This window comes from Brevibacterium yomogidense, from assembly GCF_016107685.1.
Classification (GTDB): domain Bacteria; phylum Actinomycetota; class Actinomycetes; order Actinomycetales; family Brevibacteriaceae; genus Brevibacterium; species Brevibacterium yomogidense.
Genome location: NZ_JABASY010000001.1, coordinates 768791 through 792161 on the forward strand (window position 1 = coordinate 768791; position 23371 = coordinate 792161).

At 70.6% G+C, this 23371-nt stretch carries 23 protein-coding genes; 8 read left to right on the forward strand and 15 right to left on the reverse strand.

Annotation, left to right across the window (positions count from 1 at the left end; all coding sequences use genetic code 11):
• The first annotated feature begins 23 nt into the window (after positions 1-23).
• From JFC09_RS03240 to JFC09_RS03250, 3 genes are read left to right on the forward strand one after another with little or no spacing between them, the layout of a single operon-like run.
• Positions 24-1328 (forward strand): allantoate amidohydrolase, encoded by a 1305-nt coding sequence (locus JFC09_RS03240; protein ID WP_198392510.1) that lies wholly within the window; start codon positions 24-26, stop codon positions 1326-1328.
• Complete coding sequence (locus JFC09_RS03245; RefSeq protein WP_332839626.1) at positions 1325-3064, forward strand: amidohydrolase family protein; 1740 nt, start codon at positions 1325-1327, stop codon at positions 3062-3064. Before JFC09_RS03240 ends, JFC09_RS03245 begins: the two co-directional genes overlap by 4 nt.
• On the forward strand, positions 3061-3912 hold the full coding sequence (locus JFC09_RS03250; RefSeq protein WP_332839627.1) for an IclR family transcriptional regulator: 852 nt from the start codon (positions 3061-3063) through the stop codon (positions 3910-3912). Before JFC09_RS03245 ends, JFC09_RS03250 begins: the two co-directional genes overlap by 4 nt.
• A gap of 63 nt (positions 3913-3975) precedes the next feature.
• Here JFC09_RS03250 and JFC09_RS03255 read toward each other — a convergent pair whose 3' ends face one another.
• From JFC09_RS03255 to JFC09_RS03285, 7 genes are all read right to left on the reverse strand, one after another.
• Entirely contained in the window at positions 3976-4290 is a 315-nt protein-coding gene (locus tag JFC09_RS03255; RefSeq protein WP_332839628.1) for a proline racemase family protein, read from the reverse strand.
• Positions 4291-4531: 241 nt separating this feature from the next.
• A complete protein-coding gene (locus JFC09_RS03260) occupies positions 4532-5245 on the reverse strand; it encodes an HdeD family acid-resistance protein (protein ID WP_198392511.1) in 714 nt (237 codons plus the stop codon).
• A complete protein-coding gene (locus JFC09_RS03265; RefSeq protein WP_198392512.1) occupies positions 5242-6192 on the reverse strand; it encodes an aspartate/glutamate racemase family protein in 951 nt (316 codons plus the stop codon). The genes JFC09_RS03260 and JFC09_RS03265 overlap by 4 nt, the downstream gene beginning before the upstream one ends.
• A complete protein-coding gene (locus tag JFC09_RS03270) occupies positions 6189-6977 on the reverse strand; it encodes an HAD domain-containing protein (protein WP_198392513.1) in 789 nt (262 codons plus the stop codon). The genes JFC09_RS03265 and JFC09_RS03270 overlap by 4 nt, the downstream gene beginning before the upstream one ends.
• A gap of 194 nt (positions 6978-7171) precedes the next feature.
• Entirely contained in the window at positions 7172-7621 is a 450-nt protein-coding gene (locus JFC09_RS03275) for a hypothetical protein (protein ID WP_198392514.1), read from the reverse strand.
• Between the two features lie 2 nt (positions 7622-7623).
• Positions 7624-8832, reverse strand: a complete 1209-nt coding sequence (locus tag JFC09_RS03280) for a serine hydrolase domain-containing protein (RefSeq protein WP_198392515.1) — start codon at positions 8830-8832, stop codon at positions 7624-7626.
• 152 nt (positions 8833-8984) lie between these two features.
• Positions 8985-9593, reverse strand: a complete 609-nt coding sequence (locus tag JFC09_RS03285) for an ArsR/SmtB family transcription factor (protein WP_198392516.1) — start codon at positions 9591-9593, stop codon at positions 8985-8987.
• Positions 9594-9853: 260 nt separating this feature from the next.
• On the opposite strand from JFC09_RS03285, the gene JFC09_RS03290 reads away from it, so the two are divergent.
• Positions 9854-11458: a phytoene desaturase family protein gene (locus JFC09_RS03290; RefSeq protein WP_198392517.1), complete on the forward strand. Its 1605-nt coding sequence runs from the start codon at positions 9854-9856 to the stop codon at positions 11456-11458.
• Complete coding sequence (locus tag JFC09_RS03295) at positions 11455-11931, forward strand: hypothetical protein (RefSeq protein WP_198392518.1); 477 nt, start codon at positions 11455-11457, stop codon at positions 11929-11931. Before JFC09_RS03290 ends, JFC09_RS03295 begins: the two co-directional genes overlap by 4 nt.
• A gap of 99 nt (positions 11932-12030) precedes the next feature.
• Here the strand turns inward: JFC09_RS03295 and JFC09_RS03300 are convergent, their stop codons facing one another.
• Entirely contained in the window at positions 12031-12489 is a 459-nt protein-coding gene (locus JFC09_RS03300) for an acyl-CoA thioesterase (RefSeq protein ID WP_198392519.1), read from the reverse strand.
• 221 nt (positions 12490-12710) lie between these two features.
• On the opposite strand from JFC09_RS03300, the gene JFC09_RS03305 reads away from it, so the two are divergent.
• Entirely contained in the window at positions 12711-14135 is a 1425-nt protein-coding gene (locus JFC09_RS03305; protein ID WP_198392520.1) for a CaiB/BaiF CoA transferase family protein, read from the forward strand.
• Between the two features lie 26 nt (positions 14136-14161).
• On the opposite strand, the gene JFC09_RS03310 is transcribed toward JFC09_RS03305, so the two are convergent.
• The 4 genes from JFC09_RS03310 to JFC09_RS03325 all read right to left on the reverse strand — a co-directional run bounded on the left by JFC09_RS03310 (position 14162) and on the right by JFC09_RS03325 (position 19085).
• Positions 14162-15241: an aldose epimerase family protein gene (locus tag JFC09_RS03310; RefSeq protein ID WP_198392521.1), complete on the reverse strand. Its 1080-nt coding sequence runs from the start codon at positions 15239-15241 to the stop codon at positions 14162-14164.
• A gap of 314 nt (positions 15242-15555) precedes the next feature.
• Positions 15556-17025 (reverse strand): APC family permease, encoded by a 1470-nt coding sequence (locus JFC09_RS03315; RefSeq protein WP_198392522.1) that lies wholly within the window; start codon positions 17023-17025, stop codon positions 15556-15558.
• A gap of 88 nt (positions 17026-17113) precedes the next feature.
• Entirely contained in the window at positions 17114-18409 is a 1296-nt protein-coding gene (locus JFC09_RS03320) for a site-specific DNA-methyltransferase (RefSeq protein WP_198392523.1), read from the reverse strand.
• Between the two features lie 181 nt (positions 18410-18590).
• Positions 18591-19085 carry a hypothetical protein gene (locus JFC09_RS03325; RefSeq protein WP_198392524.1) on the reverse strand — a complete coding sequence of 165 codons (495 nt, stop codon included), beginning with the start codon at positions 19083-19085 and terminating at the stop codon, positions 18591-18593.
• A gap of 128 nt (positions 19086-19213) precedes the next feature.
• Between JFC09_RS03325 and lhgO the strand changes: the two genes are divergently transcribed.
• Positions 19214-20467 carry an L-2-hydroxyglutarate oxidase gene (lhgO, locus tag JFC09_RS03330; protein ID WP_198392525.1) on the forward strand — a complete coding sequence of 418 codons (1254 nt, stop codon included), beginning with the start codon at positions 19214-19216 and terminating at the stop codon, positions 20465-20467.
• 25 nt (positions 20468-20492) lie between these two features.
• Here lhgO and JFC09_RS03335 read toward each other — a convergent pair whose 3' ends face one another.
• The 3 genes from JFC09_RS03335 to JFC09_RS03345 all read right to left on the reverse strand — a co-directional run bounded on the left by JFC09_RS03335 (position 20493) and on the right by JFC09_RS03345 (position 22988).
• Complete coding sequence (locus JFC09_RS03335) at positions 20493-21200, reverse strand: hypothetical protein (RefSeq protein ID WP_198392526.1); 708 nt, start codon at positions 21198-21200, stop codon at positions 20493-20495.
• Positions 21201-21298: 98 nt separating this feature from the next.
• Complete coding sequence (locus JFC09_RS03340; RefSeq protein ID WP_198392527.1) at positions 21299-21889, reverse strand: hypothetical protein; 591 nt, start codon at positions 21887-21889, stop codon at positions 21299-21301.
• 127 nt (positions 21890-22016) lie between these two features.
• Positions 22017-22988 carry a siderophore-interacting protein gene (locus JFC09_RS03345; RefSeq protein WP_198392528.1) on the reverse strand — a complete coding sequence of 324 codons (972 nt, stop codon included), beginning with the start codon at positions 22986-22988 and terminating at the stop codon, positions 22017-22019.
• A 78-nt stretch (positions 22989-23066) separates the two neighbouring features.
• On the opposite strand from JFC09_RS03345, the gene JFC09_RS03350 reads away from it, so the two are divergent.
• Positions 23067-23288, forward strand: a complete 222-nt coding sequence (locus JFC09_RS03350) for a hypothetical protein (RefSeq protein WP_198392529.1) — start codon at positions 23067-23069, stop codon at positions 23286-23288.
• The last annotated feature ends 83 nt before the right edge of the window (positions 23289-23371 follow it).

Sequence of the window (23371 nt, forward strand, 5' to 3'; positions counted from 1 at the left end):
CCCTGTATCGAAGGAGGAGCCCCATGACGGATGTCGTGTCCCTGCTGGGACAGATCGAGGACACCGGCCGCGACCCCCGAGGTCCCGGCTACGTGCGCCCGGGCTACAGCCGGGTGGAACGCGAACTGCGCGACTGGTTCATCGCCGAGGCGGAATCGCGCGGCTTCGACGTGGAGATCGACCACAACGGCATCACCTGGGCCTGGGTGACCGCGCCGGGAGAGAACGCGGTCGTGACCGGTTCGCACCTGGACTCGGTGCCCGGCGGAGGTGAGTTCGACGGCCCCCTGGGGGTGGCCTCGGCGTTGGCGGCGGTCGACCAGCTGCGGGAGTCCGGCCGGCTCGCCCGGGCCCGCAGGCCGCTCGCGATCGCGGTGTTCCCGGAGGAGGAGGGGTCCCGGTTCGGCCTGTCCTGCCTGGGATCGCGGCTGCTGACGGGGGCGGTCGGGCCCAAGCGGGCGCTCGCGCTGACCGACGAGCGGGGCGACACGTTCGCGGACGTCCTCCGCTCCCACGGCCTGGACCCCGAACGGGTGGGGCGTGACGACGAGCGGCTGGGCCGCATCGGCTCGTTCCTCGAGCTCCACGTGGAGCAGGGTGTGGGGCTCGTCCGCACGGATCAGCCGGTGGCGATCGGGTCCTCGATCATCGGCCACGGACGGTGGCACATCCGCTATGAGGGAGAGGGCAATCACGCGGGCACGACACCCATGGCCCAGCGGGCGGACCCCGTCGTCGCGGCGGCGCGGATCATCGGTGACATCCCGACGATCGTCGGCCGCTACGACGGTGCCGTCGCGACGGTGGGACGGACGCGCGTGCATCCGGGCGGGACGAACGTCATCGCCTCGGCGATGGATCTGTGGCTGGACATCCGACACCCCGATGACGAGGTCGTCCAGGACGTGATCGAGGAGATCGCCCGCCGCGCACGGGACCGCGCGTCCGGGGCCGGATACCGCGGCCACGACGTCCAGGTCACCGTCGATCAGGAGTCATACTCGCCGACGACCCACTTCGGTGCGGACCTCACCCAGCGGCTCTCCGCGCTGCTGCCGGACGCACCGCTGCAGGCCTCCGGCGCGGGCCACGACGCGGGGATCCTCGCCGCACACGTGCCGTCCGCGATGCTCTACGTCCGCAACCCCACCGGCGTCTCCCACGCCCCGGAGGAGGCCTGCGAGGACGACGACGCCCGCGCAGGCGTGATTGCGCTGGCGGACGCCCTCGCGATGGAGCTGGGCGTCGAGGGCGACGGAGAGGGTGGCGCTGGGCCCGGTGGCGCTGGGCGTGCTGACGGGCAGGGTGACGAGGAGCACCGCGCGTGACCCGGACGTTCTGGTGTGAGCGGGCCTGGGTGGACGGCGCGGTCCGTGACGGCGCGCTGCTGCGGACGGATGACAGCGGCACCCTCACCGAGGTGCGCACGGGGGTGTCGGTTGGCGAGGCCTCGGCAGACGCAGGCGTCCAGCGCGTGGCCGGGATCGTGTTCCCCGGTGGGGTGAACGCGCACTCCCACGCCTTCCACCGGTTGCTGCGCGGCCGCACGCACGCGGACGGCGGCACCTTCTGGACGTGGCGCAACGTCATGTACGACATGGCGGCACGGCTCACGCCGGAGTCCTACCGTCTGGTTGCCCGGGCAGTGTTCGCAGAGATGCTGGTCGGCGGGTGGACGAGCGTGGGCGAGTTCCACTACGTCCACCACGCACCGGACGGCAGGCCGTACGGAACGCCGGACTGGCAGCTCAACGGAGAGCCGGGCGAGCAGCCCTACGGGGAGCCGGGCGGGCAACCGTACGGAGAGCCGGGCGGGCGGTCTTACGGGGAGCCGGGCGGGCAACCGGACGCCCCCTTGAGGGGGGAGGAGGACGGCCAGGCGGCGGACCAGCCGCATGCGATGGAGCTGGCGCTCGCCGCCGCCGCGGAGGACGTCGGCATCCGCGTGCGGCTCCTCGACACCTGCTACCTCACCGGCGCGATCGGTGAGGAGCTGTCGGAGGAGCAGGCGAGGTTCGGAGACGGCGACATCGACGGCTACCTCGCCCGCCACGCCTCGCTGGCGGAGGCGCTCGACAGGCGCGCCGCGCGCGGGACCAGTTACCGGTCCGGAGGACCACCGACTTCGGGTGTCCTCCGCGCCGGTAACCGGTCCCTGGGTGGCGGGCCGCCCCGCGACCCGTTCGAGGCTGACGGGCAGGGCCTCGTGAGCCTTGGTGCTGCGATCCATTCCGTGCGCGCTGTCCCCGCTGACGCGATCGCACGGTTCACGGATCTGGAACGCCCGGTGCACATCCACCTGTCGGAGCAGCCGGCTGAGAACGAGGCGTGCCGCGCGGCGTATGGGCGTACTCCCACGGGAGTCCTCCAAGACGCTGGCGTCCTGGGGCCGCACCTGTCGCCGATCCACGCCACGCACCTCACGGACGACGACATCGCCGCTCTGGGTGCGGCGGGCACGACCATCGTCATGTGCCCCACGACGGAAGCGGACCTGGCCGACGGGATCGGCCCGGGGCTCGAACTCGCGGACGCCGGCGCGACGATCGCCCTGGGTTCCGACCAGCACGTCGTCCTCGACGCACTGCGGGAACTGCAGGCTCTCGAAGCGGGGGAGCGCCTGCGATCGGGTGTGCGCGGCCGGTTCACTCCCGCGCAGCTCATCGAAGCGGCGACGACAGGCGGAGCCCGCAGCCTCGACCTTCCCGTCGGGGCGCTCGAGGTGGGGCGCGCGTGCGACTTCATCGCCGTCGACCCTCTGAGCCCCCGGACCTACGGTTCGGTGGGGGAGCAGGTGGTGCTGGCCGGGACCTCGGCGGATGTGCACACGGTCGTGACGGCCGGGCGCGTGCGGGTGCGCGACGGGATCCACGAGCAGCTGGGTGATCTCAGCGCGCTGTACCGCGAGGCGTACGCGGCGGTCGGGCACACGATTGGTGACGCCGGTAGCGGCGTGGATACGGCCAGTGGTCCGGATTCGGGCGGTGGCACGGATACTGAGGCTGCGGATTCGGGCGGTGGCGCCGAGGCTGAGGGCGGCGTTGAGGCAGAGGCGTCGGCGTGAGTGCAGAGGTCCCCGCGCTGCGGCGGGCGGTCGCGATCCTGCGGCAGCTTTCGGCGTCGAACAGGGCCGTGAGCGCGGGGGCGCTGGTGCGGATGCTCGGGCTGCCGCGGTCCAGCGTGTACGACCTGTTGGGAGTGCTCGAGGAGCTGGGCATGGTGCACCGGGCGGAGTCCGGTTACGTGCTGGGCCCGGGCGTGCACGAGCTGGGCGCGTCGTATCTGCGGACGAACCCCCTGCAGAACCTTGCGGCGCCGCTGATCCGGGACCTCGCGGAGGCGACGCGGGGCACGGCGCAGCTGGCGGTGCTGCGCGGGTGGGAGACGGTGTACCTGCTCAAGGAGCGGTCGGTGGAATCGGTCGCGGTCATCACGGCGGCGGGAGTGCGGATGCCCGGCTACCTCACGGCGACGGGGCGGGCGATCATGGCGCACCTGCCCAAGGCGGAGCTGTTGGCGGCGCTCCAGGGTGAGACGGAGTTCGTGAACAGGACCGGCCGGGGCCCGCGCACGTACTCGCAGCTGAGCGCGGAGCTGTCGCTGACCAGGCGGCGCGGGCACGCGGTGGAGGACGGCGAGGTCACCCCTGGCGTGCGCACGGTCGCGGCGCCGGTGTTCGACGTGCTGGACCGGCCGATCGCGGCGATCGGGGTGAGCATCGCCGGTGGGGCCAGTGATGTGAGTGCCGCGGGTGTCCCTGATGTCGGCTCGGGCGGGGGCACGAGGGATGTGGGAATGAGCGACGCCGGTACGGTCGGGGCCGGCGTGGGCGGTGCAGATGTTCCTGACGCGGGACGGGTCGTGGAGCAGGTGCGGGAAACCGCAGTGGCGCTCACCTCACGCCTGCGCTGAGGTCGGAACGCTGCCCGCGACCCGGCATGGCATCGTCTGCGCCCCACCGGGTCTCCTACGACTTCACCGCAGTACGAATCCGGGCACCAGCGGATCATCGGAATCGACCGTGAACGAGGATGTGCCTGTCGCGTAGGCCATGCCGGTGATCTCCGGGATGATCGCGTCGTGGCCGTCCGCGCGCACGTGGCCCACGCTGCGAGCGGTGAATTCCGACCCCACGATCGATCCGTGCCGCAGCTCCTGCCCCTCCTGCAACTGGCCTGCCGCCATGAGGGTAGCCAGACGCGTCGCGCCTCCGGACCCGCATGGAGATCGGTTCACCTGGCCGTCCGCGAACACGGTGATGTTGCGCTGGTGCACGGCCTCGCCGCCCACCGGGGAGAGATCCTTGTAGAGGCGCGGGGAGTGCTGTGAGCAACTAATTGTGTCGGCAGGGAGTGTGCCGATCTCGGGGCGCGATTCTGCTTCTGAGTGCTCACTGTACTGACCCGTACGGTGCTGAAAACGATTCAGTCAATGAGGGAATCGCGCAGTCAACCTCGCAGGGCATGAGAGGGCCGCATCAGCTGCGCCTCTCCACCAGGTCAGACTTCTTTGGGGCCTAGCCATTGCCTGGTCAGGCCTCTTCGCCGGGAATCACGTCGTCGTCGGAGCCGCCGCGGTTCCGGCCTCCGCGGCCAGAGCCACCGAACTCGCCGGAGCCAGGCGCACCGGTTCCACCGAAGCCGCTCCCCGGACCGCCAGGACCACTGGACGTCTGGATCGCCAGCTTCCCGAGCCGCCAGCCGAGCATCATGACCGCCGCCCCGATGACGATGAGCAGGACACCCAGCGCCCACAGGAGCCCCGTGAGTGCGGCGGTCGGATTGAAGAGCGCGAGGAACCCGTAGGCCACCGCGAGCACGCCCGCGATGAGGGTCAGCCACCAGCCCCTGATCCCCATGCGCCGAACGCTCAGCGACAGTGCGACCGCGAGTCCGCCCACCAGCAGTGAGGCGAAGGCGACGAGGAAGACGATCGCCGCGCCCGCCGCCTCCGGGATGAACAGCAGCAGGATGCCCAACGCGGCAGGCACCAGCGTCCCCAGGATGCTCCCCTGCTTCCGGATGACGGACAGCACTGCGGACAGGACTGCGGACACCAGGAGCCAGACGGCGAACACGAACACGAACGCGGTCGCGGACTGGAACGGCCACACGAGGAACAGCACGCCCGCGAGCGTCGCGAAACCGCCCTGGATCATGAAGGACACCTGCAGCCGCTTGAGCATGCGCGTGAGGGTGTCCGGATCTCCGGCGGCGAAGAAGCCGCCTAGGGGCATCTGTGTCATGGTGTCTCCCTTTCCAGGAGTCGACGTCCGGCCGGGTACTCGCTCAACACCGACGGCAGGCGTCCTGATTCCCCCGACAGGTAAGTCGCAAGGATCCGTCCCGGGACAGCAGCGACGGGGCGGCCAGCCCGGTGGGGAGAGCCCCCGACGGCGGGAATTCCCGTGGGCGTGTCAGCGGCGCGGCTTCTCACGGTGGCGGCGACGGGGTCGGCCTCTGCGACCGGTTGGACGATCGGCGAGGTGGAAGAGCCCGCAGCGAGGTCGACCGCCCTCACCCGTCGCAGCGTCTGCGCGGCCACCGCATCGGGGGAGTCGAAGAGCGTCACCTCGTCGATCCCGCGACGCGCCAGTGCGTGTCGGATCCGATCCGCGACGAGCCCGTAGTGGGTGCACCCGAGCACCACGGAGGCGACGTCCGCAGGGGTGCGGGAGGCGGCCTCGGCGATGGCGGCCTCGATGCGGGCGGGTGAGCCGACCTCGACGGCCTCCGCCAGGCCCGAGGCCGCGACTCGGGTGACCGGCAGGTCCGCGGCGAAGGCGTCGATGAGGCGGCGCTGGTAGTCGCTCGCGGTCGTCGCGTCCGTGGCCCACACCGCGAACGGGCGGCCCGTCGCCGCGGCCGGCTTGATCGCGGGCACCGTCCCGATGATGGGGATGCGGGGTTCGAACTCGGCGCGCAGGGCGCTCAGCGTGTGGACGCTCGCGGTGTTGCAGGCGACGACGATCGCGTCGGGCTCCCACTGCGCCAGAGCGCGGCCGGAGCGCAGCACCGCGTCGGTGAGCTGCTGTGCGGAGAGCGCACCGTACGGCATGTTCCGCGGATCCATCGCGAGCACCAGGTCCGCGGACGGCTCGCGGGCCAGCAGCGCATCGGCGAAACCGACGAGCCCCAGACCGGAGTCGAGGAACCCGATGCGCAGGGGTGCGGCGGCAGCGGGCGGGGTCACGGCGTGTCCTGGGCGGTCGTGCCGGGCGACGACGTGGAGTCATCGTCCGAGGTGGGCCTGCCGGACGGGGTGGTGCCGTCGGTGGAGGGCCTTGCTGAGGCGGAGGGCTTTGCTGAGGCAGAGGCTTCGACGGGGGAGGCGGGAGCGTCGGTGGAGGACTTTGCGGACGTGGAGGCCTCGGCGGTGGGGGTGGGGGTGAGCAGGTGGGCGCGGCGGGCGGCTCGGCGCTGGCGGCGGGTCCGGCGGTCCAGGAAGGCGCGGATGTCTCGCAGCTGCGGTGTGGTGAGTCCGTCGCTGAAGCGGGGCGCGACCATGAGGAGGCGGTCGGGGTACGCGTCCGCGAAGTGCTCGTGCGTGACGGGGGCGGCGAGGTCGTCGTCGATCCAGATGGCTCGGCGGTCGGTGTCCTCGTCGAGCCACTCGCGCATGTGGAGCGCCTTCCACCAGACCTGCGGGTCGCCGGCGAACCTGTTGAACGAATCGTCCGGCATGGGCACGACGTCGAACGTGTGCCGGAACCCGAGTGCCGGCTCCAGCTCCTCCGTGCAGCGGTGCGACCACGTCGACAGCCAGACGATGTCGACATTGTGGGTCTCCACCAGGCGGTCGAGCGCGCGGACGATCCGGGGCCGGAAGTGGAGTTCGAACGCCCACGCCCGCGCCTTCTTCCGCCGCTCCCTCAGGAACCGCAGACCGGTGACCGGATAGGAGTTGAGGACACCGTCGACGTCGAGGAACAGGGTCGCGTGGCCCTGGGTCCTCGCGATCGCGCCCGTCTCACTCACACCCCGAAGCCTACCGGCCCGTTCTGGAACAGGTCTGTGACGCGTGCGGCGCTGGGGGTGTGACGTGCGGCGCGGTCCAGTGGCATCAAAGTGGTGAGTGGGGACAGGCGTCAGGCCAGGGCAGGCCAGGGCAGGGCAGGGCAGGGCAGGCCAGGGCAGGCGCGGCCCAGTGGCTTCAGCGCGACAAGTCCGCCTCAGAAGAGGATCGCCGGCGGGAAGACCCAAAGCGCGACCAGTGCGACACCGGCGATGATCATCGCCCACGGGGGCCGCACCGGCTGCATGCCGTGGGCGGCGATGACGCTGCGTCGCTCCTGTTCGAGGCGCGCGTTCGGCCACAGGAGCGTGACCCGGACGACGATGTACGCCGTGAGGATTCCGGCGACGACCCACGCGAGCTGGGCCCAGCCCGGCAGCTCGAAGAGGATCCGGATCGCGAGGAAGCCCACGACCGCTGTGACGAGCGCCCCGAGCAGCCCGTTGCGTGTGATGCCTCGGGCGGCACGCGCGGACGCGAGCGAATGGCTGGCGGTTGCAGGCTGTGCACGATCCGTGGCGGCCGGGCGCAGCGCCCACGCGCAGGAGATCACCCAGCCCACGAGGACGAGCGCTCCGATGAGCGGCATGACGAGTTCCTGGTACATGGTCACTCCTTCGTCTCTGCGGGGAAGGCTGGGTTCGGGGCTGCGGCGAGGTAGTCGAACGCGTCGTCGACCCACGTCTCCGTGTCGCTGAGGACGATGACGGCGCGGCCGTCGGGCGTGTATCCCGCGAAGGAGCGGTAGCCCCCGGTGCCGCCGTTGTGCCAGGTGACGGCCGTTTTGTCGGCCGTGGAGGTGTGCCATGCGTAGCCGATCGTGTCCCCGTCGCCCAGGTCAGTGCGGGGTTCGACGGCGTCGGCTCCCGGCGCGCTGCCGTCCATGACGGCGCCCATCCAGATCGCCAGGTCGTGCGTGGTCGATCGGATGGAGCCTGCCGGTGCCTCCGCGCCCAGTGTCCACGGCCCCGTCCGCATGCCCTTGTTCGAGAACCCGGTCGGCGCGCCCGAGGGGAGATCCGCGTTCGTCTGCGGCACGATCGTCTCCTCCATGCCCAGGGGTTCCAGCAGGCGCTCGTGCACCAGCTGCGGGTACGGGACGCCCGCGGCCTCGGCGACGGCATGGCCCAGCAGGGCGAAACCGGTGTTCGAGTACGTGTACGTGCCCGGGTCCGTGTCGAGGCCCGCGGCCCGGTCCAGCAGGCCGGGCAGGTCCTCGACGTATCCGTCGATGCGCAGGTAGACCCGCCAGAGCTGGGTGAGGGGGATCCGGTCTGCGGTCTGCGGCAGGCCGGTGTGCTGGGTCGCCAGCTGCTCCATCGTGAGTTCCCCCGCCGAGGTCCCCTCCAGTTCCCCGAACACCTCACCCAGGGTGGTCGTGGGGGTGAGTTCCCCGCGTTCCACGGCGTCGGCGAAGAGGGCCGCGGTGAAGGTCTTCGTGATGGATCCGATCTCGAACTGGTCGTGGGCGTCGGCGTCCCAGCCGGTGAAGCGGACGGTGCCGTCCGGGTCGATCGCGGCGGCGGACACGCTCTTGCGGTAGCCGGAGTCCAGGAGCGGGCCGAGGCCGGCGGCGAGCTGCTCGTCTCCTGTGGGCTCGACCGTGAGGCCGCGCTGCCACGGAGCGAAAGCGGTGACGGCGGCGAGTGTCGCAGCGGCGAGAGCGGCGGCGAGCACGCGACGCCGGTTCGATGAGCGGGGTGCCGTGGCGTCATGTCCGGTCGACGGCATCGTGTGGTCGGGGCGGTGCGCGGTCTGTGCGGTGTCGTCCCCGTCAGCGGGGGTGCCGTCCGCCGGGGACGTGAGTGGGCGTGCCATGGTTCTCCTCTGGTGAGGTGGGAGAGGACGTTGGACGAGGGGACGGAGACGTGTCGTGGGGGGGGTGGTCGTGCGGTGGGTCGCGGTCACGCGGTGAGTACGTGGTCGTGTGGTCGCGGCGTGGTCGTGCGGTGAGGTGATCCCCCTGCGGGTCAGGTGGTCGCGGCCATGATGAGGGCGAGAAGCGGGATGGTGCGGTCGCCGGGGACCTCCCAGCGGCCTCGGCGGGGGGAGCGGAGCCAGCCGGCGGAGGCGAGCTGATTGAGGTGGTGGTAGACCTGCCCACTGGTGCCCAGGCCGGGCAGGGCGGACAGGTCCGCCGTGGCGTGTGTGCCAGTGAGCACCGCCTGGAGGAGGGCGAGCCGCACGGGGTGGGCCAGCGCCGTGAGTGCTGGAGCCGCATCCGCGAAGTCCGCGTCGAGCACCGTGTCCGTCGGCAGCGCGTACTGCCAGCGGTAGCCGCCTTCACCAGCCGACATCGTGCCGCCGTAGAGGACGACGTCATCGTCCGGGTAGCGCTCCTGCAGGCCGGTGAGGACCCAATACGGGTCATCGGTCGACGAAGTGGGCCCGTCGCCGTCTGCCGCGTGCGCTGCTGCGGCCTCGGAGGTCGCGACGGCCTCCGAGGCCTCTGCCGTCCCGGCGCCTGCTTCAGCACCAGTAGCGGCACCAGTGCCCGAGCGCGGTTCGAGCTTGTCCACGCGCGCCTCCAATGCGGCGATGCGCGCCTGGAGTTCTGCGGTGCTATCGGTCGTTGCCATGACCCTAAACTACGGAAGTACGTAGTTACGTGTCAAGTGGGTTGAGGGGCGGCGCCACCACCTACGACAAACTTTCAGAACTACGCAGCTATAACTGCGCAGCTGGCGAGCGGACGTGCAGCTGGCGAGCGAGCGTGTAGTTGGCGAGCGGACGTGCGGCTGGCGAGCGGACATGCAGCTGGCGAGCGAGGGTGTAGCTGGCGAAGAAACATGCAGGTGGCGCTCGAACACGCCGCTCGCCCGCGCACTACGCTGGCGGCATGAGCCCCAGGCCTGCGCGCCACACGCCCGAACCGCACTCTCCCGCACCCCACACGTCCTCCGACGTCGACGCGGTGATCGTCGGCTCCGGCCCCAATGGCCTCGCCGCAGCCGTCACCCTGGCCCGCGCCGGTCTGTCCGTCATCGTCCTCGAAGCGGAATCGACTCCGGGCGGCGGTGCCCGCACCATCGACCTGGGCCTGGCCCCCGGCCTCACCCACGACCTCTGCGCGGCGGTGCACCCCCTGGCCGTCGCGAGTCCCTTCTTCCGCGCCTTCGACCTTCCCGCCCGGGGCGTCGACCTCATCACCCCGGGCATCTCCTACGGCCAGCCGCTGGAGGGCGGGCGGGCGGCGCTCGCCCACCGGGACCTCGGGCGCACCGCCGCGGAGCTGGGTGCGGACGGCCCCGCGTGGACGCGCTTCTTCGGCCCCCTGCTCGACGCGCCGGACGCGGTCGTCGCGCTGGCGCTGGGTGACAAGCGGTCCCTCCCGGACCTCGGCGGTGTGGCCGGTCTCCGCGCGGCGGCCGCCTTCGGGGCGCGCGTCGCGACCGAGGGCACTCCGCTGTGGAACCTGCCGTGGCGCACGGAGGAGGCGAAGGCCCTGCTCACAGGGGTCGCCACGCACGCGATCGGCCGCCAGCCCTCGCCCACGACCGCCGGCACCGGCCTGCTGCTGGCCGCGCTCGCCCACGCGGGCGGCTGGCCGCTGCCCGTGGGTGGCTCCCAGGCCCTCACGAACGCGCTCATCGCGGACCTCGAGGCGCACGGCGGCGAGGTGCACACGCGCACCCGGGTCCGCACACTCGCGGACATCCCACCGGCCCGTGCCGTCCTCTTCGACACCACCGCCGAGGCCGCAGCCGCCCTTCTCGGCGACTCCCTCCCCAGCCCGGTCGCCCGAGGACTGCGGCGACTGGGGCACGGACCGGGAGCGGCGAAGGTGGACCTCGTCCTCGACGGGCCGATCCCGTGGGCGGAGGGGCGCCTCGGCGATGCCGGCACCGTGCACGTGGGCGGGACGCGGGAGGAGATGGCCGCTGCGGAGGCCCAGGTCGTGAAGGGGCGGATGCCCGCCCGGCCGGTCGTGCTCGTGAGCGATCCGGGACGGTTCGACGCGTCGCGGGTGGTGAACGGGCTGCGGCCGGTGTGGGCGTATGCGCACGTGCCGGCGGATTGCCCGATCGACCCGACACGGTTCGTGCTCGCGCAGCTGGAGAGGTTCGCGCCGGGCGTCGGGGACCGGGTCGTCACGGTGCGGGGGACGCCGGCGAATGAGATGGCCGAGCACAACGCGAACCTTGTGGGCGGAGACATCAGCGGGGGACGGTTGAACGTCCTGCGGCTCGCCGCGCGACCGCGGTTCGCGTGGAACACGAAGAGGCTGGCGGGTGCAGCGGGTGCTGCGGGGTCTGCGGGTACGACGGGGTCCGCGGCCTCGGCACAGCCTGCCGCGTACTTGTGCTCGGCGGCGACGACCCCGGGTCCCGGCGTTCACGGGATGGCCGGCTACTTCGCGGCGAGGGAAGCGCTCGCCCAGGTGTTCGGGATCCGGGAGGACGTGCCGTTGGGGCCAGAATCGACATCCGAGAGGAGATCATGAGGACTGCAGCAGCGTTGGTGACAAGTGTGGTTCTGCTCCTCATCGGAGTCGCTCTGCTGGTGACGGTCCAAGGGGGACCGCTCATCGACGGGCTGCGATACGCCCTGGATCAGAGCCCGGTTCTGCTGCCTCCGGCCCTCGCCACGGGTGTGGTGACCGCAGTGCTCTCCAGGTGGCTCGGCATGGTGGGGCAGACGATCGTGGCCGTGCCCCTCTACCTCGTCCTCATGAATGTCGCGGGAGACATCTACGGGCGGCTCACGTGGATCGAGCCGATGGGGCTGTTCTACGTCTATTACGCGGGGCCGCCCTCGGTCGTCCTCTTCGTCCTGCTGGCGATCGTGCTCGGGAGGCTGCGGAAACGGGCGCGACCGGAAGGTTCAGCGCGACCGGAAGGTTCAGGGCTACCGGAAGGATCAGCGCCGCCGGCGGAGGGCCGGGCGCAGGCAGACGGCACGGTGCCGCCAGGGTGACCCGGAGACGACAGAGCTCTCAGTTCAGGCCGATCCCGCATCGGCCCGCGGATCCCTCTGCCTCCCGGCTCTCCACGGTTCCCAGCTCTCACGCTTCCTTCAGCCGGCGGCCGCGGCGAGCGGTTCCGCGCTCAGGTCCGTGACGTGCGCGGGATCGAACGTGCCGAACTGCGACAGGAACTCGCGGTCGGTGTCCGGGATCCGTGTGGGGCGCTGGGTCTCGGGGTCGAGGACCACCATGACGTTGAGACCGTCGAAGGTGACCGCGCCGTCCTGGATGCCGCGGCACGTGATGGTGAACGAGGACCCGCCCACGCGTCCGATGCCCAGCTGCACCTGTAGTTCGGGCCCGTAGAGCACGGGGGTGCGGTAGTTGAGCTCCACGCGGGCCACGAGCTTGGGCGCGGCGATCGCCTCCCGGTCGCGCATCGTGTTGAGCCAGTCGATGCGCGCCTGCTCGACGAGCGTGACGATCCGGGCGTTGTTCACGTGCCCCAGCAGGTCGAGGTCCGACCAGCGGATCTGCGGGGTGGCGACGAAAGCGGGGAAAGCGGTCACGGTGTCTCCTGTGGAAGCTGCGGCGCGGTGGGGGACCGCGGGGGTGGTGCCTGCGCAGGCGGACGGACCCGCCTGCGGTGTCGTGCCCGATCACTGCAGCAGGACGGCGGAAGACCGTCTTGCCCGCGGGTGAGCGGAAGTCTAGGGTCCAACTTAGCAATCGTTCGCACAGCGCGGCACGCGGAGGCCCCGCGACAGCCACAGACGACGAAGGAGTCGCCATGACCGTACCTGCACCGGGCACCTCGGCGGAATCCGCCGGCCACGCCGGTACCGGAGCCGCAGGACCCACCGGCACCGCTCACCCCGCCCCACCGCCGAGGCCGCTCGCAGGTATCCGTGTCGTCGACCTCGGCGGCATCGGACCGGGTCCTTTCGCGAGCATGGTGCTGGCCGACCTCGGCGCGGAGGTCATCCGCATCCACCGACCGCAGGAGGCCGCCGGCAACCGGACGGGTGTGGGCATGGATCCGGTGAACCCGGTGCTGGACCGGGGCAAGCTCTCGCTCGTGCTGGACCTCAAGCAGGCAGAGGGGGTCGCCGCGCTGCGCAGGCTCACGGCCTCGGCGGATGCGGTGCTGGAAGGGTTCCGTCCCGGCGTCGCCGAACGGATGGGCCTGGGACCGGCGGATCTCATGCGCGACAACCCGCAGCTGGTGTACGGCCGCATCACCGGCTGGGGGCAGACGGGGCCGGATGCCGCGCGGGCGGGCCACGACATGAACTACATCGCGGGGTCCGGCATCCTCTCCCAGCTGGGGCGCGCGGATGAGGCCCCGCAGTTCCCCGCCAACCTTGCGGGTGATTTCGGGGGTGGCGGCATGCAACTGGCGCTCGGCATCGTCGCCGCACTCCTGCGCGTGAAGACCGGTGGGGCCGGAGCGGTCGTCGACGCGACGATGGGCGACGGCGCGAACCTGCTGTGGGCGATGCAGTTCGGGATGGAGGCGCAGGGCATCTGGCGTGAGGGCCGCGGCCGGAACATGCTGGACTCCGGCGCGCCCTTCTACGACGTGTACCGGACGGCCGACGACGAGTTCGTGAGCGTCGGCTGCATCGAGCCGCAGTTCTACGCGGAGTTCGTCGAGAAGCTCGACCTGGCCGACCGCCTGCCTGCGATGAAGCCCGGCGAGCACCGGCTGCCCAAGCACTGGGCGGCGCAGCGCGCCGTGTTCACGGAGGCGATCGGCGCGAGGACGCGTGCGGAGCTCGACGAGGTCTTCGCCGGATCGGACGCGTGCACGATGGGCATCCGCACGTGGGCGGAGGCGGAGTCCGACCCCCACAACGCTGCCCGCGACCTCTTCTACCGGGACGCCGCCGATGTGCGGCAGCCGGCGCCCGCGCCCCGGTTCGCAGACCTGGGCAGCGCGGCGTGGGCCGGGGGAGACGGGAACGGCAGCGCGACCACCGCCGAGGCCGCAGTCACCGGACCGTCGGAAACCTCCTCGGCTGCGCAGGAGGACGCGGGTGCTGAAGCCACGGGGGGCTCAGGTTCTGGTGCAACCGTGCGCGGGGGAGGGGAACCGTACGTGCAGCCGTCCCCGGCACCCCGCGTGGGTGCCAACACGGACGAGGTGCTGGCCTCGGCCGGGCTCACGGAGGCGGAGGTCGCTGCGCTGCGCGAGGCGGGCGCCCTCGGCTGAGGACACGTGGATGCGTCGCGGTGCGCTCAGCTCACGCTGATCCGGTAGACGTGCGTGCGCGATTCGCCGGACTCAAGGTGCTGGAGGTCGGTGCGCTGCGTGTCCGGAGTCGTCGACCCGACCTCCTGTGGCCGGCCGGCCCATGGTTCGATGCAGACGAAGTCTCCGCCGGACGCGGACCACAGGGTGAGGGTGTCGAATCCCTCCCAGCTCAGACGGATCCGCGGCCCCTCGTCGTCGAGGCGGCGATAGACGATCGCGGTGTCGACGACGTCGGGGAAGAGGACGGCGCCTGCGTCGAAGATCTCGCGTCGGAGCGGCACGAGTGACCCTGCCGAACCCAGGTGCGCGGCTGTGTCGTGGGATTCCGGCAGGAGGAGGTCCGCGTCGAGGCGATGGAACGCGGCCGGGGTAGGCGCCTCGAATTCGATGACGTGGAGAGCGTCGCTCGCGTCTGGTGGGCTGCTCGGAGCTCCCGTCTGAGGCGCGGAGTCGTCGCGCTCCGCGGTTCCCACAGCTGTTTCCTCAACCGCGGACGGCAGCGGCCACGCGAACGCCGGATGAGAGCCCACAGCGTATGGCATCGCCATGCCCGCTCCGTGATCGGTGCTCGTCCGATTCGTCACGGTGTAGCGCGTGGTGACGGTCGTGTCCTCCACGGAGTATTCGACGCGCAGCGTGAAGTCCCAGGGGAATGCGCGCAGCGTCTCGTCCGTGGACACGAGTTCGAAGACGGCGTGCGTGTCGTCCGATTCCACCACCGCGAAGTCGAGGTCACGGGCGAGCCCGTGCTTGGGCATCGGCCACGTGCGCGCGGAGCCTCCGCCGTCAGCCGTGGCGGTGTTGCCCTCCGCGGAATTGCTGCTCGCCGCATCCGCGCTGCCTTCCACAGCTGCGCTGCCCTCCGCGTCCGTTCTGTTCTCTGCGGCTCTGATCACGTCCCCTTCGTGGCGGCAGATCGCGGGGAAGAGGATGCACGCCGTGCGGTTCCACGGGTCGGCCGCCTGCCAGAGCAGCTCACGCCCGGACCCATCACGCAGGGAACGCGGCTCCGCCCCGTGAGGGGAGACCTCGAAGCGGAGATGGTCGGTGTGCAACGTGATCAAGGGGACTCCTGGGGAATTCGGCGACACTCGCCCCATTGTCGCTCGGACCGCTCTAATGGGCTGTGAGACTCAGCGAGGTTCCGCAGACCGGCTGAACACGTTCACTGCGCACTTTGCGGATTGAGTGTGCACGCTACTGCAGTGAACTGGTCAGTACCGTGCCCACTCAGATCAGCAATCGCGCAGTGAATCGACCAGCGCCCCGCGGCGTCGCCGGCGCGAGCCGAAGATGGGCGCCTGGCTGCGCTGGGCGCCTGGCTGCGCTGGGCGCCCACCTCTAACTCAGTCCAGGCCCCCGCGCGCCGCCCCGAGTTTCACTCCCCGCGCTTGGCCTTCACCGCAGTGATGAGCTGATCCTCGGCCTGCTCGCCGGGCCTGATGCCACCGGGAAGTCGGACGAGGAAGTAGATGCCCAGCAGCATCCACCCACCGAACATGACCCATGACGGCCATTCGAGCTGGGCCGACCACGGGGTGACGGGGATGTAGATGAACAGCAGGAGCGCGGTGAGCACGACGGACATGCAGCCGATGATCACACCGCCCACGTTCCCGCGTCCGCCCACGCGCATCGGGCGGTCCATCCGCGGTTCGGTCCTCCGCAGCACGAGGAAGACGATCGACACCATGAAGTACGCGATGATGATCGCGGGCGACCCGGCATCGACGATCCAGCCCAGCATGCCCGACCCCATGAACGGCGCGATGAACGCGAGGGCGCTGATGAAGAGGACCGCGTTCGACGGCGTGCGGTATTTGGGGTGCAGCTTGCCGAACCACAGGGGGATCATCCGCGCGCGGGCCATCGAGAACATGAGGCGGGAAGCGCCGATGAGGAACGCGTTCCACGACGTGATGATGCCCGCCAGGCCGCCGGCGATGACGACGGCTCCCCAGAAGTCATGGCCCAGCAGTGCGATGAGGGCGTCAGCGGTGACGAGCTCGTAGTTCCCCAGTTCTGCGGACGGGATCGCCATCGACGAGGTGAAGATGATGAGCAGGTACCAGGCGATCGCCATGAGGACGGAGACGACGACGAGTGCGCCCACCCTGCGCGGCGGAATATTCACTTCCTCGGCGGACTGCGGGATGACGTCGAAGCCCACGAAGAGGAACGGTACGGCGACGAGCACCGCGATCATGCCGGGAACCCCACCGGTGAAGAGCGGCTGGGCGTTGGAAGGCTCTGCACCGACTGCGGTACCGACGATCAGCAGGACCCCCACCAGGAGCAGGAAGCTCACGACGAATGTCTGGACCAGTGACGCTTCGCGGATGCCGCGGATGTTGACCCAGCCGATGAGGAGGGCGGCGGCAGACCCGACCAGGGCCCACGTGAGGTAGACGTCTGAGCCCGCGAAGTTCCACAGGTAGATCTGCGACAGGTTCGGCACGAGGTATTCGATGGTCTGCGGGATCGCGACCGCCTCGAACATGACGACGGAGATGTACCCGCCGGTGATCGCCCACGACCCGAACACGGCGGCCCGCGGCCCCATGCCGCGCAGCAGGTAGTTGTGCTCACCGCCGGCGAAGGGCATCGCGGCGACCAGTTCCGAGTACACGAGGCCGACGAAGATCATGATGATGCCGCCGGCTGCGAACGCGAGCATCGCACCCAGCGTGCCGGCGTCCTGCAGCCAGCCGGAGGTGAGGACGATCCAGCCGAAGCCGATCATCGCTCCGAAGCCCACGAACAGAGCGTCTCGGCTGCCGAGGACCTTCACCAGTCCTGACTCGCTGTGCTCCGCGTGTGCGTACTTGCTGTCGGTCGGCCTGCTCATGATGGTTCCTCCGGTCATGACGTCATCGTCTGCGCAGGTCGTGCGCCCGAAGGAAGACTAACCCTGACTGGCCGGTAACCGTAAGTAGTCAGTCAGGATTGCTGGAGCGGAGGTCGCCGTCGTCGGGAGAGCCCAGATCGGCCCCGCGAAAGCCGTCGTCGGGAGAGCCCAGGTCGGCTTCGCGGAGGACCCGCAAGTCGACCGCGGCCCCGCCCGCCTCCGTGTGCGCGGCAGCGGCCCGCCGCACCCTCTCGATGCAGAAGGCGGAGATCGTCGGGAAGGCGGGTGCGGCCTCGGCGGCAGAGCCCGCGCCCGAGGCCCCTGCCGCACTCATGCTCCGGCCTCCCGTCGACGAGTACGCGGTCCGCAGGGGCTCGGGCAGCTGGACGAGGAGGAAGCGTCGGCGACCTCCGTCGCGCAGGTTGGCGTGCATGACGGCTTGGGCGGTGGTGCCGGATCCTGCGAAGAAATCCATGACGAGCGCGTCCGGGTCGGCCCACGTCTGGGAGTCGATGAGGATGCGCAGCAGCTCGACCGGTTTGGGGTAGGCGAAGATGCCGCCCAGCCCCAGGTGTTCGAGGTCGGTGCTGCCGTCGGCGTTCATGACGCGGATGATGGAGTACAGCTTGGATGTCGCCTCCTCCGCCGGGGTGAGGCGGACGACGGCGTGCTTGTGGAGCCCGGTGGCGGGGTCCGGTTCACCCCACGGGCGCAGCTGGTAGTCGCCTGCGGCGAGCCGGGCGTCGACCTCGGCTCGCTTCGCCGCCCCGCGCACGGTCTCGATGTCCTCGTACATGAGGCGGCGCTCCTGGCCCCGGCGGTAACGGCCGAAGCTCACGCGCAGAAAATCGTCTTCGACGAGCATGCGGCGGCCGTCGATCGTCTCGTACCGGGCGGGCGGCTTCTTCTCCGTGACGAACGGGCCCACCCGGTCCGCGTCCTTGCCCCAGACGTGGATGTAGTCGTGGCCGCGCACGAACATCCGTGCGTTGCCGCCGCCCTTCGACCGCTGGTGGACGAGGGTGCCGAGGCTGTTGTGCTCCCCGAACACCTCGTGCCCCATGATCTGCGCGTACGCGGACTCCCGGTCGTCGATGTGGAGGAACAGCACTCCGTCGTCGCGCAGGAACTCCCACGCCAGCTCCAGGCGGGGCCGCATGAACGCCAGCCAGTCCGCGTGGCTCGCAGCCCCCGCCGGTCGCCCCGAGGCGCCGAACCGATCCCGGTACGCGTGCGCATTGCCCGTGTTGTACGGCGGGTCGATGTAGACGACCTTCACAGATCCCCGATACGCGGGCAGCAGCGCCCGCAGGACGGGCAGGTTGTCGCCCTCGACGACGAGGCTGTGAGGCGACGCGGAGGATAGGGGCGAAGGGGTCGGCACGCCCCCAGTATCCCGGACGCCATCGGCCCACCACCGCCGAGGTGCCGGTCACCGTCGTGGGCGACCGGCACCTCGGGCGCGGGGGGGCTGTACGAATCAGCGGCAGCGAGCTTCAGCCTCGGGCCGGATGCGTCAGCGGACGTCCGGTCCGCCGACCGGCGGGATCACCGACCCGCTCGCGTCACCGGTCGTCGGGTTCGCCGTCCACGCGGGGGAGCCCGTCGACGTCGTCGACGCGTTCGGCTCCGTCGTCCGCGAGGGCGTCGACGTTCTGCTCGTCGCCGGACAGATCCTCGACCTCGGACGGGTCGTCGCCGTGAGCGACCATCTCGTCGCCCATCCGGTGGCCCTGCTCCGCGGCGGGCTGCAGGTCGTTCGCCAGGTCGCTCGCGCTGCCGGAGGCGTCGCGGATCTCCCCGGCGTCGTCGGTCGATTCCACGAGCACGTCGTCCGCGCCCTCCACGCCGGAACCCGGAGGCCCTTCCGCGCCGGGCTCCACGGTGCGCAGCTGACGGGCGGCGTCTCGGTCCGCGAGCTCCTCACCGATCGGAGGCAGGTCTCCGGTCTCCTCGGCGGCGTCGCGGATGTCCTCCTCCGTCGGGTCGAGCGTCGTCGGGTCGTCGATGAAGCGCTCCTCGTCCGGCGTGGTCGGAGTGGGTTCGGTGGGTTCGCTCATGGCTCCTCCTCGAATCGTCCATCAGTGCTCCCCATCGTTGCACGCACACGCGATCCAGCACAGGGGGCCTTGCCTCAGCGTTCACTGAGCGGAGGGATCCTGCGCCGGTTGTCTGCGACACTGGTCACATGAGAGTGAAGCCCCAGCGCATCGCGGTCGTGGGCGGCGGGATCATCGGCACAGCCGTCGCGCGAGAACTCGCCCACCGGTTCGACGACGCCACCGTGACCCTGTTCGAGAAGGAATCGACGCTCGCCTCGCACCAGACCGGGCACAACTCCGGTGTCGTGCACGCGGGCCTGTACTACGAGCCCGGCTCGCTGAAGGCGAAGCTGTGCCGGTCCGGGGTGGAGAAGCTCATCCGTTACGCCGTGGAGAACGGCGTCCCGTACGACGAGTGCGGCAAGCTCGTCGTCGCGCAGAACACGGACGAGGTGGACCGGCTCGAAGCGATCTACGCACGCGCGCAGGCGAACGGCGTGCCGAACGTCAAGCTGCTGGACCGCAACGAGATGCGGGAGGTGGAACCACACGTGCGCGGGGTGCTCGCCCTGCACTCGCCGCACACCGCGATCATCGACTATGCGACGCTCACGGAGTCGCTGGGCCGCGACCTCGAGGCCGCGGGCGGTGAGATCCGCTACGACGCGGAGGTCGCCCGGCTGGACGCGCTGTCCTCAGAGGTCCGGGTCATGCTCGCGCTGCCGGGGGCGCAGGGCTCGAAGGTGACCGAGCCGGCCGGCACCTACGACCTCGCGATCACGTGTGCGGGCCTGCAGTCGGACCGTCTGGCCGTGGCGAGCGGGCTCGAGGAGGAGCCGCGGATCGTCCCGTTCTACGGCGACTACTTCGTGGCACGAGGCCCCGCCGCCGAGGTCGTCAGGGGGCTCATCTACCCCGTCCCGGATCCCGCCTACCCGTTCCTGGGAGTGCACCTCACGCGCAGCATCGACGGCTCGCTCATGCTCGGCCCCAACGCGTTCCTGTCCCTGGGGCGGGAGAAGTACCAGCGGAAGGTGGGGCCGATCGGGGGCGTGGACTTCGGAGACCTGGGGCGGACGCTGGGCTACAAGGGCTTCTGGAGGTTCGCGTCGCAGAACCTCAAGGCGGCTGCGCGTGAGGCGAAGACGGCGCTCAGCCCGCAGGCGTTCATCGCGGAGGCGCAGAAGTTCGTACCGACTCTCGACGCGACCGCGGTGCACCCGGGTCCGCGGGGCGTGCGGGCGCAGGCGATGAACCCGGACGGGTCACTGGTCGACGACTTCGTCATCACGAACAGGGGGCGCCTCACTCAGGTGCGGAACGCCCCGTCCCCGGGGGCCACGAGCTCGCTGGCGATCGCGGAGTACGTCGTCGACAAGGCGGTGGAGTCACTGCGGTGACGTGACGCGGTGAGCTGTACGCCCCTCAGAGGTCGAGCGCGTCCTCGTCGAGTCCCGGGAAGTAGAGCTCGTACTTCACCATGTCGCCTTCGAACCCGCGGATGCCGATCGTGCCGAAGTACGTCCGCTTCTCCGTGTGGATGTCGCAGTTCTGCGATCCGTGCTCGGCCATGACCTTCATGTCGTCGCGGCATTCGACCTCTGTCACGTCGATCCCGTACTTGTTGACGAAGAGGTCCTCGATGTCGGCTTCGAGCGCGGCTGCGGGGACGACCCCGTTCCCGTCCTCGTCGACCTCGATCGAGTCGTCGCCTGCGAGTGACTCCGTCCGGATCTCACCGTCCTTGGGGCCGACCGTCGTCTGGCCCTCCCCGGACCCGCCGTCCGAGTCCGTCCCGGGCCCGTCACCGCTAGCGTCGCCCCCGGGCTCTTCGCCCTCTGACCCGTCGGCACCGGTGCCGGAGCCCATGGTGCCTTCCATGCCGGGGCCGTCGGTCGTCTCATCGGTGGGGGTGATCTGCACGCAGCCGGCGGCGGGGGAGCCGCACGGCTCATCCGTGGTGAGGCCCTCCAACTGCCCGCAGGCGCTCAGGGTGAGAGCGCCCGCCACGCCGACGAGTGCAGCGATCGTCCGCGGCGCGCGAGAGGCAACGGCCCGCGGAGCACGCGCGGTGAACCGGGGAGCACCCGTGGCGGTCCGCTCAGCGGTGCTGTCGTGATGATCGAGTCGCATGGTGTGGCCTTCCTGGTGCGAGAGCGGAGGGGGTCCGAGACCGACGAGGGTGCGTGCGGGCAGCATCGGCCCCATCAGCTCGGTCGTGGTGAGCAGTATCAGAAGTCGATGCCGGCGAACTCGAGCTTGTAGTGCACGTTCTGGCCGACGACGTCGGTGACCTTCACGACGCCGTAGTACGTCCTGTCGCCGGTCACGGCGACGTCGCACGTCTGCGAGCCGCTCTTCGCGTACACGCTCAGATCGGAGAAGCAATCGACGGAATCGATCCGGGTGCCCTGGTCCTCGAAGGCCTGCTTGATGTCCTCTTCGAGCACCGCGACGGGGATCGTGCCGTTGCCGTCTTCGTCGAGGGTGAAGTCCGCGTTCTGCTGGGAGGTGTCCTCACCCGAGGTGTCGGACCCGGTCCCGCTGCCGGAGTCGTCGCCTCCCGTCCCGGTGTCGTCTCCGGAGCCGCTGTCGGTGCCGTCTCCCGCACGGGAGGTGTCGTCCCCGTCGGTCGCGCCTTCGTCGGTGCCGTCCGTGTCGGTCGTGTCCGAATCATCCGTGTCGGCCGAGGGCTCCGTCGTTGCGGGTGGCTCGTCTTCGTTGCCGAAGTTGATGGTCACGCCATCGCAGGCGGACAGGGACAGTGCGGCTGCGACGCCGCCTACCGCGAGGGCTGTCCGCATGAGAGTCGTGGTGCGCATCGAGTGCTCCTTCTGGTGCGTGGTCCTGAGTACGACTACAGCATTCCATCAGAGGGAGCAGTGAGGCGGCGGTTCGTGTGCGCATCCGGTTGCCTGTGTTGCCGTATCGCAACATCCGCCCCGTCCGTCACTCGCCTTCGCGCGACCCCGGCTTCCAATAGCCCATGAAGGAGCACGACTTCCGGTCGTAGCCGCGCTCGCGCAGCAGCCCCCGGCGCAGTTCGCGGACAGTGAGGGCGTCGGCGGCGACCCACACCCGCAGGCCTCCGCCTTCGGCACCCTCCTCCCAGAGGATGCCGGTCTCCGTCGTCGTCACCATGTCGTCCTCGCCCGCTGATGCCGCCGCCGAGGCCGCCGCCGGGGTTCTCACGCCCGTGGCCCCCGCTGTCGCTGGGGCTGCCGCCTCTGAACTCCCGGCCTCGCCCTCACTCGCGCGGGCGTCTGTCCACGCGAAGACCGCGTCGGTGAGGAGGGAGCCCCGCTCATCGGCAGCCGAGCGGGGCAGGTAGGTGACGGCGACCTCGGCGGCGGTGTCCATGACCATCGCGTCCCCGGGTGAGGGGACCTCGATGAAGGCGGCGCCAGTGACGTGCGCGGGGAGGCTGCGGAGGATGTTCGCGATGGCCGGCTGCGCGGTCTCGTCGCCCACGAGCAGGACCGACGAGGCGCCGTCGCGTCGCCACGCGAGCCCCTGCGTGTCCGCCTCGGGATGATCCGCGTACGCGCCGACGATGACGAGTCGGTCGCCCGGCTGCGCCTCGAGCGCGAAGCGGCTGGCGGGACCATCGGTGCCGTGGGTGACGAAGTCGACGTCCAACTCCGCCGCCTCGCGACGGACGAAGCGGGCGGTGTAGGTGCGCATGACGGGACGCGTCTCGTTCGGCTGGTCCCGCCACCAGTCCAGCCACGACTCCGCGGCGGCCGCCTCGTCGAGCTGCGCATCCGTGCCGAACACCAGCTTGATCCGCTGATCCACGCACGTGTCCGCGAACTCCGTGAGGTCCGGACCGCTGAACGTGAGGCGGAAGAAGTTGTCGCTCAGCTGCTCCCGCCGGGTGAGTGTGACGGCGAAGGGGCGGTAAGCGGAACGCGGTGCCATAGGACGAGTGCCTCCTGCAAGGGGCGATCGGGGGGTGATCCGCGGTGGGCGGAACACGTGCTCACGCCAGACTAAGGCGTGCCTCACCTGACACGCCAGCGGGAGAGGTCGGGGGACGCGACGGGAGTGACGGCGAGGGATGCGATGGGAGTGATGGCGAGGGACACGACGGGCGGGTCGGCGGACTCGGCGGAGGGGACGATGGCGGAAAGGACGGGGACGGCCGCGGAAGAGACGGCGGCGGAAACGACGGGACGCGGCAGAAGCGGCAGCAGCAGGACGGTGTGCGACGAAGTGTGACAACGAATGACACGTCGTGACGCGCAGCGCAGGGGATAGTGCGCTCATCCGGCAGGCTTCTGTGCTGATCACCACATCACTGG

What these genes read in the sequence shown, in the direction of transcription:
- JFC09_RS03240 (WP_198392510.1), top strand. Translation starts at nt 24, where the DNA reads ATGACGGATGTCGTGTCCCTGCTGGGACAGATCGAGGACACCGGCCGC.
- JFC09_RS03260 (WP_198392511.1), bottom strand. Translation starts at nt 5,245, where the DNA reads ATGACACAGATGCCCCTAGGCGGCTTCTTCGCCGCCGGAGATCCGGAC.
- JFC09_RS03275 (WP_198392514.1), bottom strand. Translation starts at nt 7,621, where the DNA reads ATGTACCAGGAACTCGTCATGCCGCTCATCGGAGCGCTCGTCCTCGTG.
- JFC09_RS03280 (WP_198392515.1), bottom strand. Translation starts at nt 8,832, where the DNA reads ATGGCACGCCCACTCACGTCCCCGGCGGACGGCACCCCCGCTGACGGG.
- JFC09_RS03285 (WP_198392516.1), bottom strand. Translation starts at nt 9,593, where the DNA reads ATGGCAACGACCGATAGCACCGCAGAACTCCAGGCGCGCATCGCCGCA.
- JFC09_RS03290 (WP_198392517.1), top strand. Translation starts at nt 9,854, where the DNA reads ATGAGCCCCAGGCCTGCGCGCCACACGCCCGAACCGCACTCTCCCGCA.
- JFC09_RS03295 (WP_198392518.1), top strand. Translation starts at nt 11,455, where the DNA reads ATGAGGACTGCAGCAGCGTTGGTGACAAGTGTGGTTCTGCTCCTCATC.
- JFC09_RS03305 (WP_198392520.1), top strand. Translation starts at nt 12,711, where the DNA reads ATGACCGTACCTGCACCGGGCACCTCGGCGGAATCCGCCGGCCACGCC.
- JFC09_RS03315 (WP_198392522.1), bottom strand. Translation starts at nt 17,025, where the DNA reads ATGAGCAGGCCGACCGACAGCAAGTACGCACACGCGGAGCACAGCGAG.
- JFC09_RS03325 (WP_198392524.1), bottom strand. Translation starts at nt 19,085, where the DNA reads ATGAGCGAACCCACCGAACCCACTCCGACCACGCCGGACGAGGAGCGC.
- lhgO (WP_198392525.1), top strand. Translation starts at nt 19,214, where the DNA reads ATGAGAGTGAAGCCCCAGCGCATCGCGGTCGTGGGCGGCGGGATCATC.
- JFC09_RS03335 (WP_198392526.1), bottom strand. Translation starts at nt 21,200, where the DNA reads ATGCGACTCGATCATCACGACAGCACCGCTGAGCGGACCGCCACGGGT.
- JFC09_RS03340 (WP_198392527.1), bottom strand. Translation starts at nt 21,889, where the DNA reads ATGCGCACCACGACTCTCATGCGGACAGCCCTCGCGGTAGGCGGCGTC.
- JFC09_RS03345 (WP_198392528.1), bottom strand. Translation starts at nt 22,988, where the DNA reads ATGGCACCGCGTTCCGCTTACCGCCCCTTCGCCGTCACACTCACCCGG.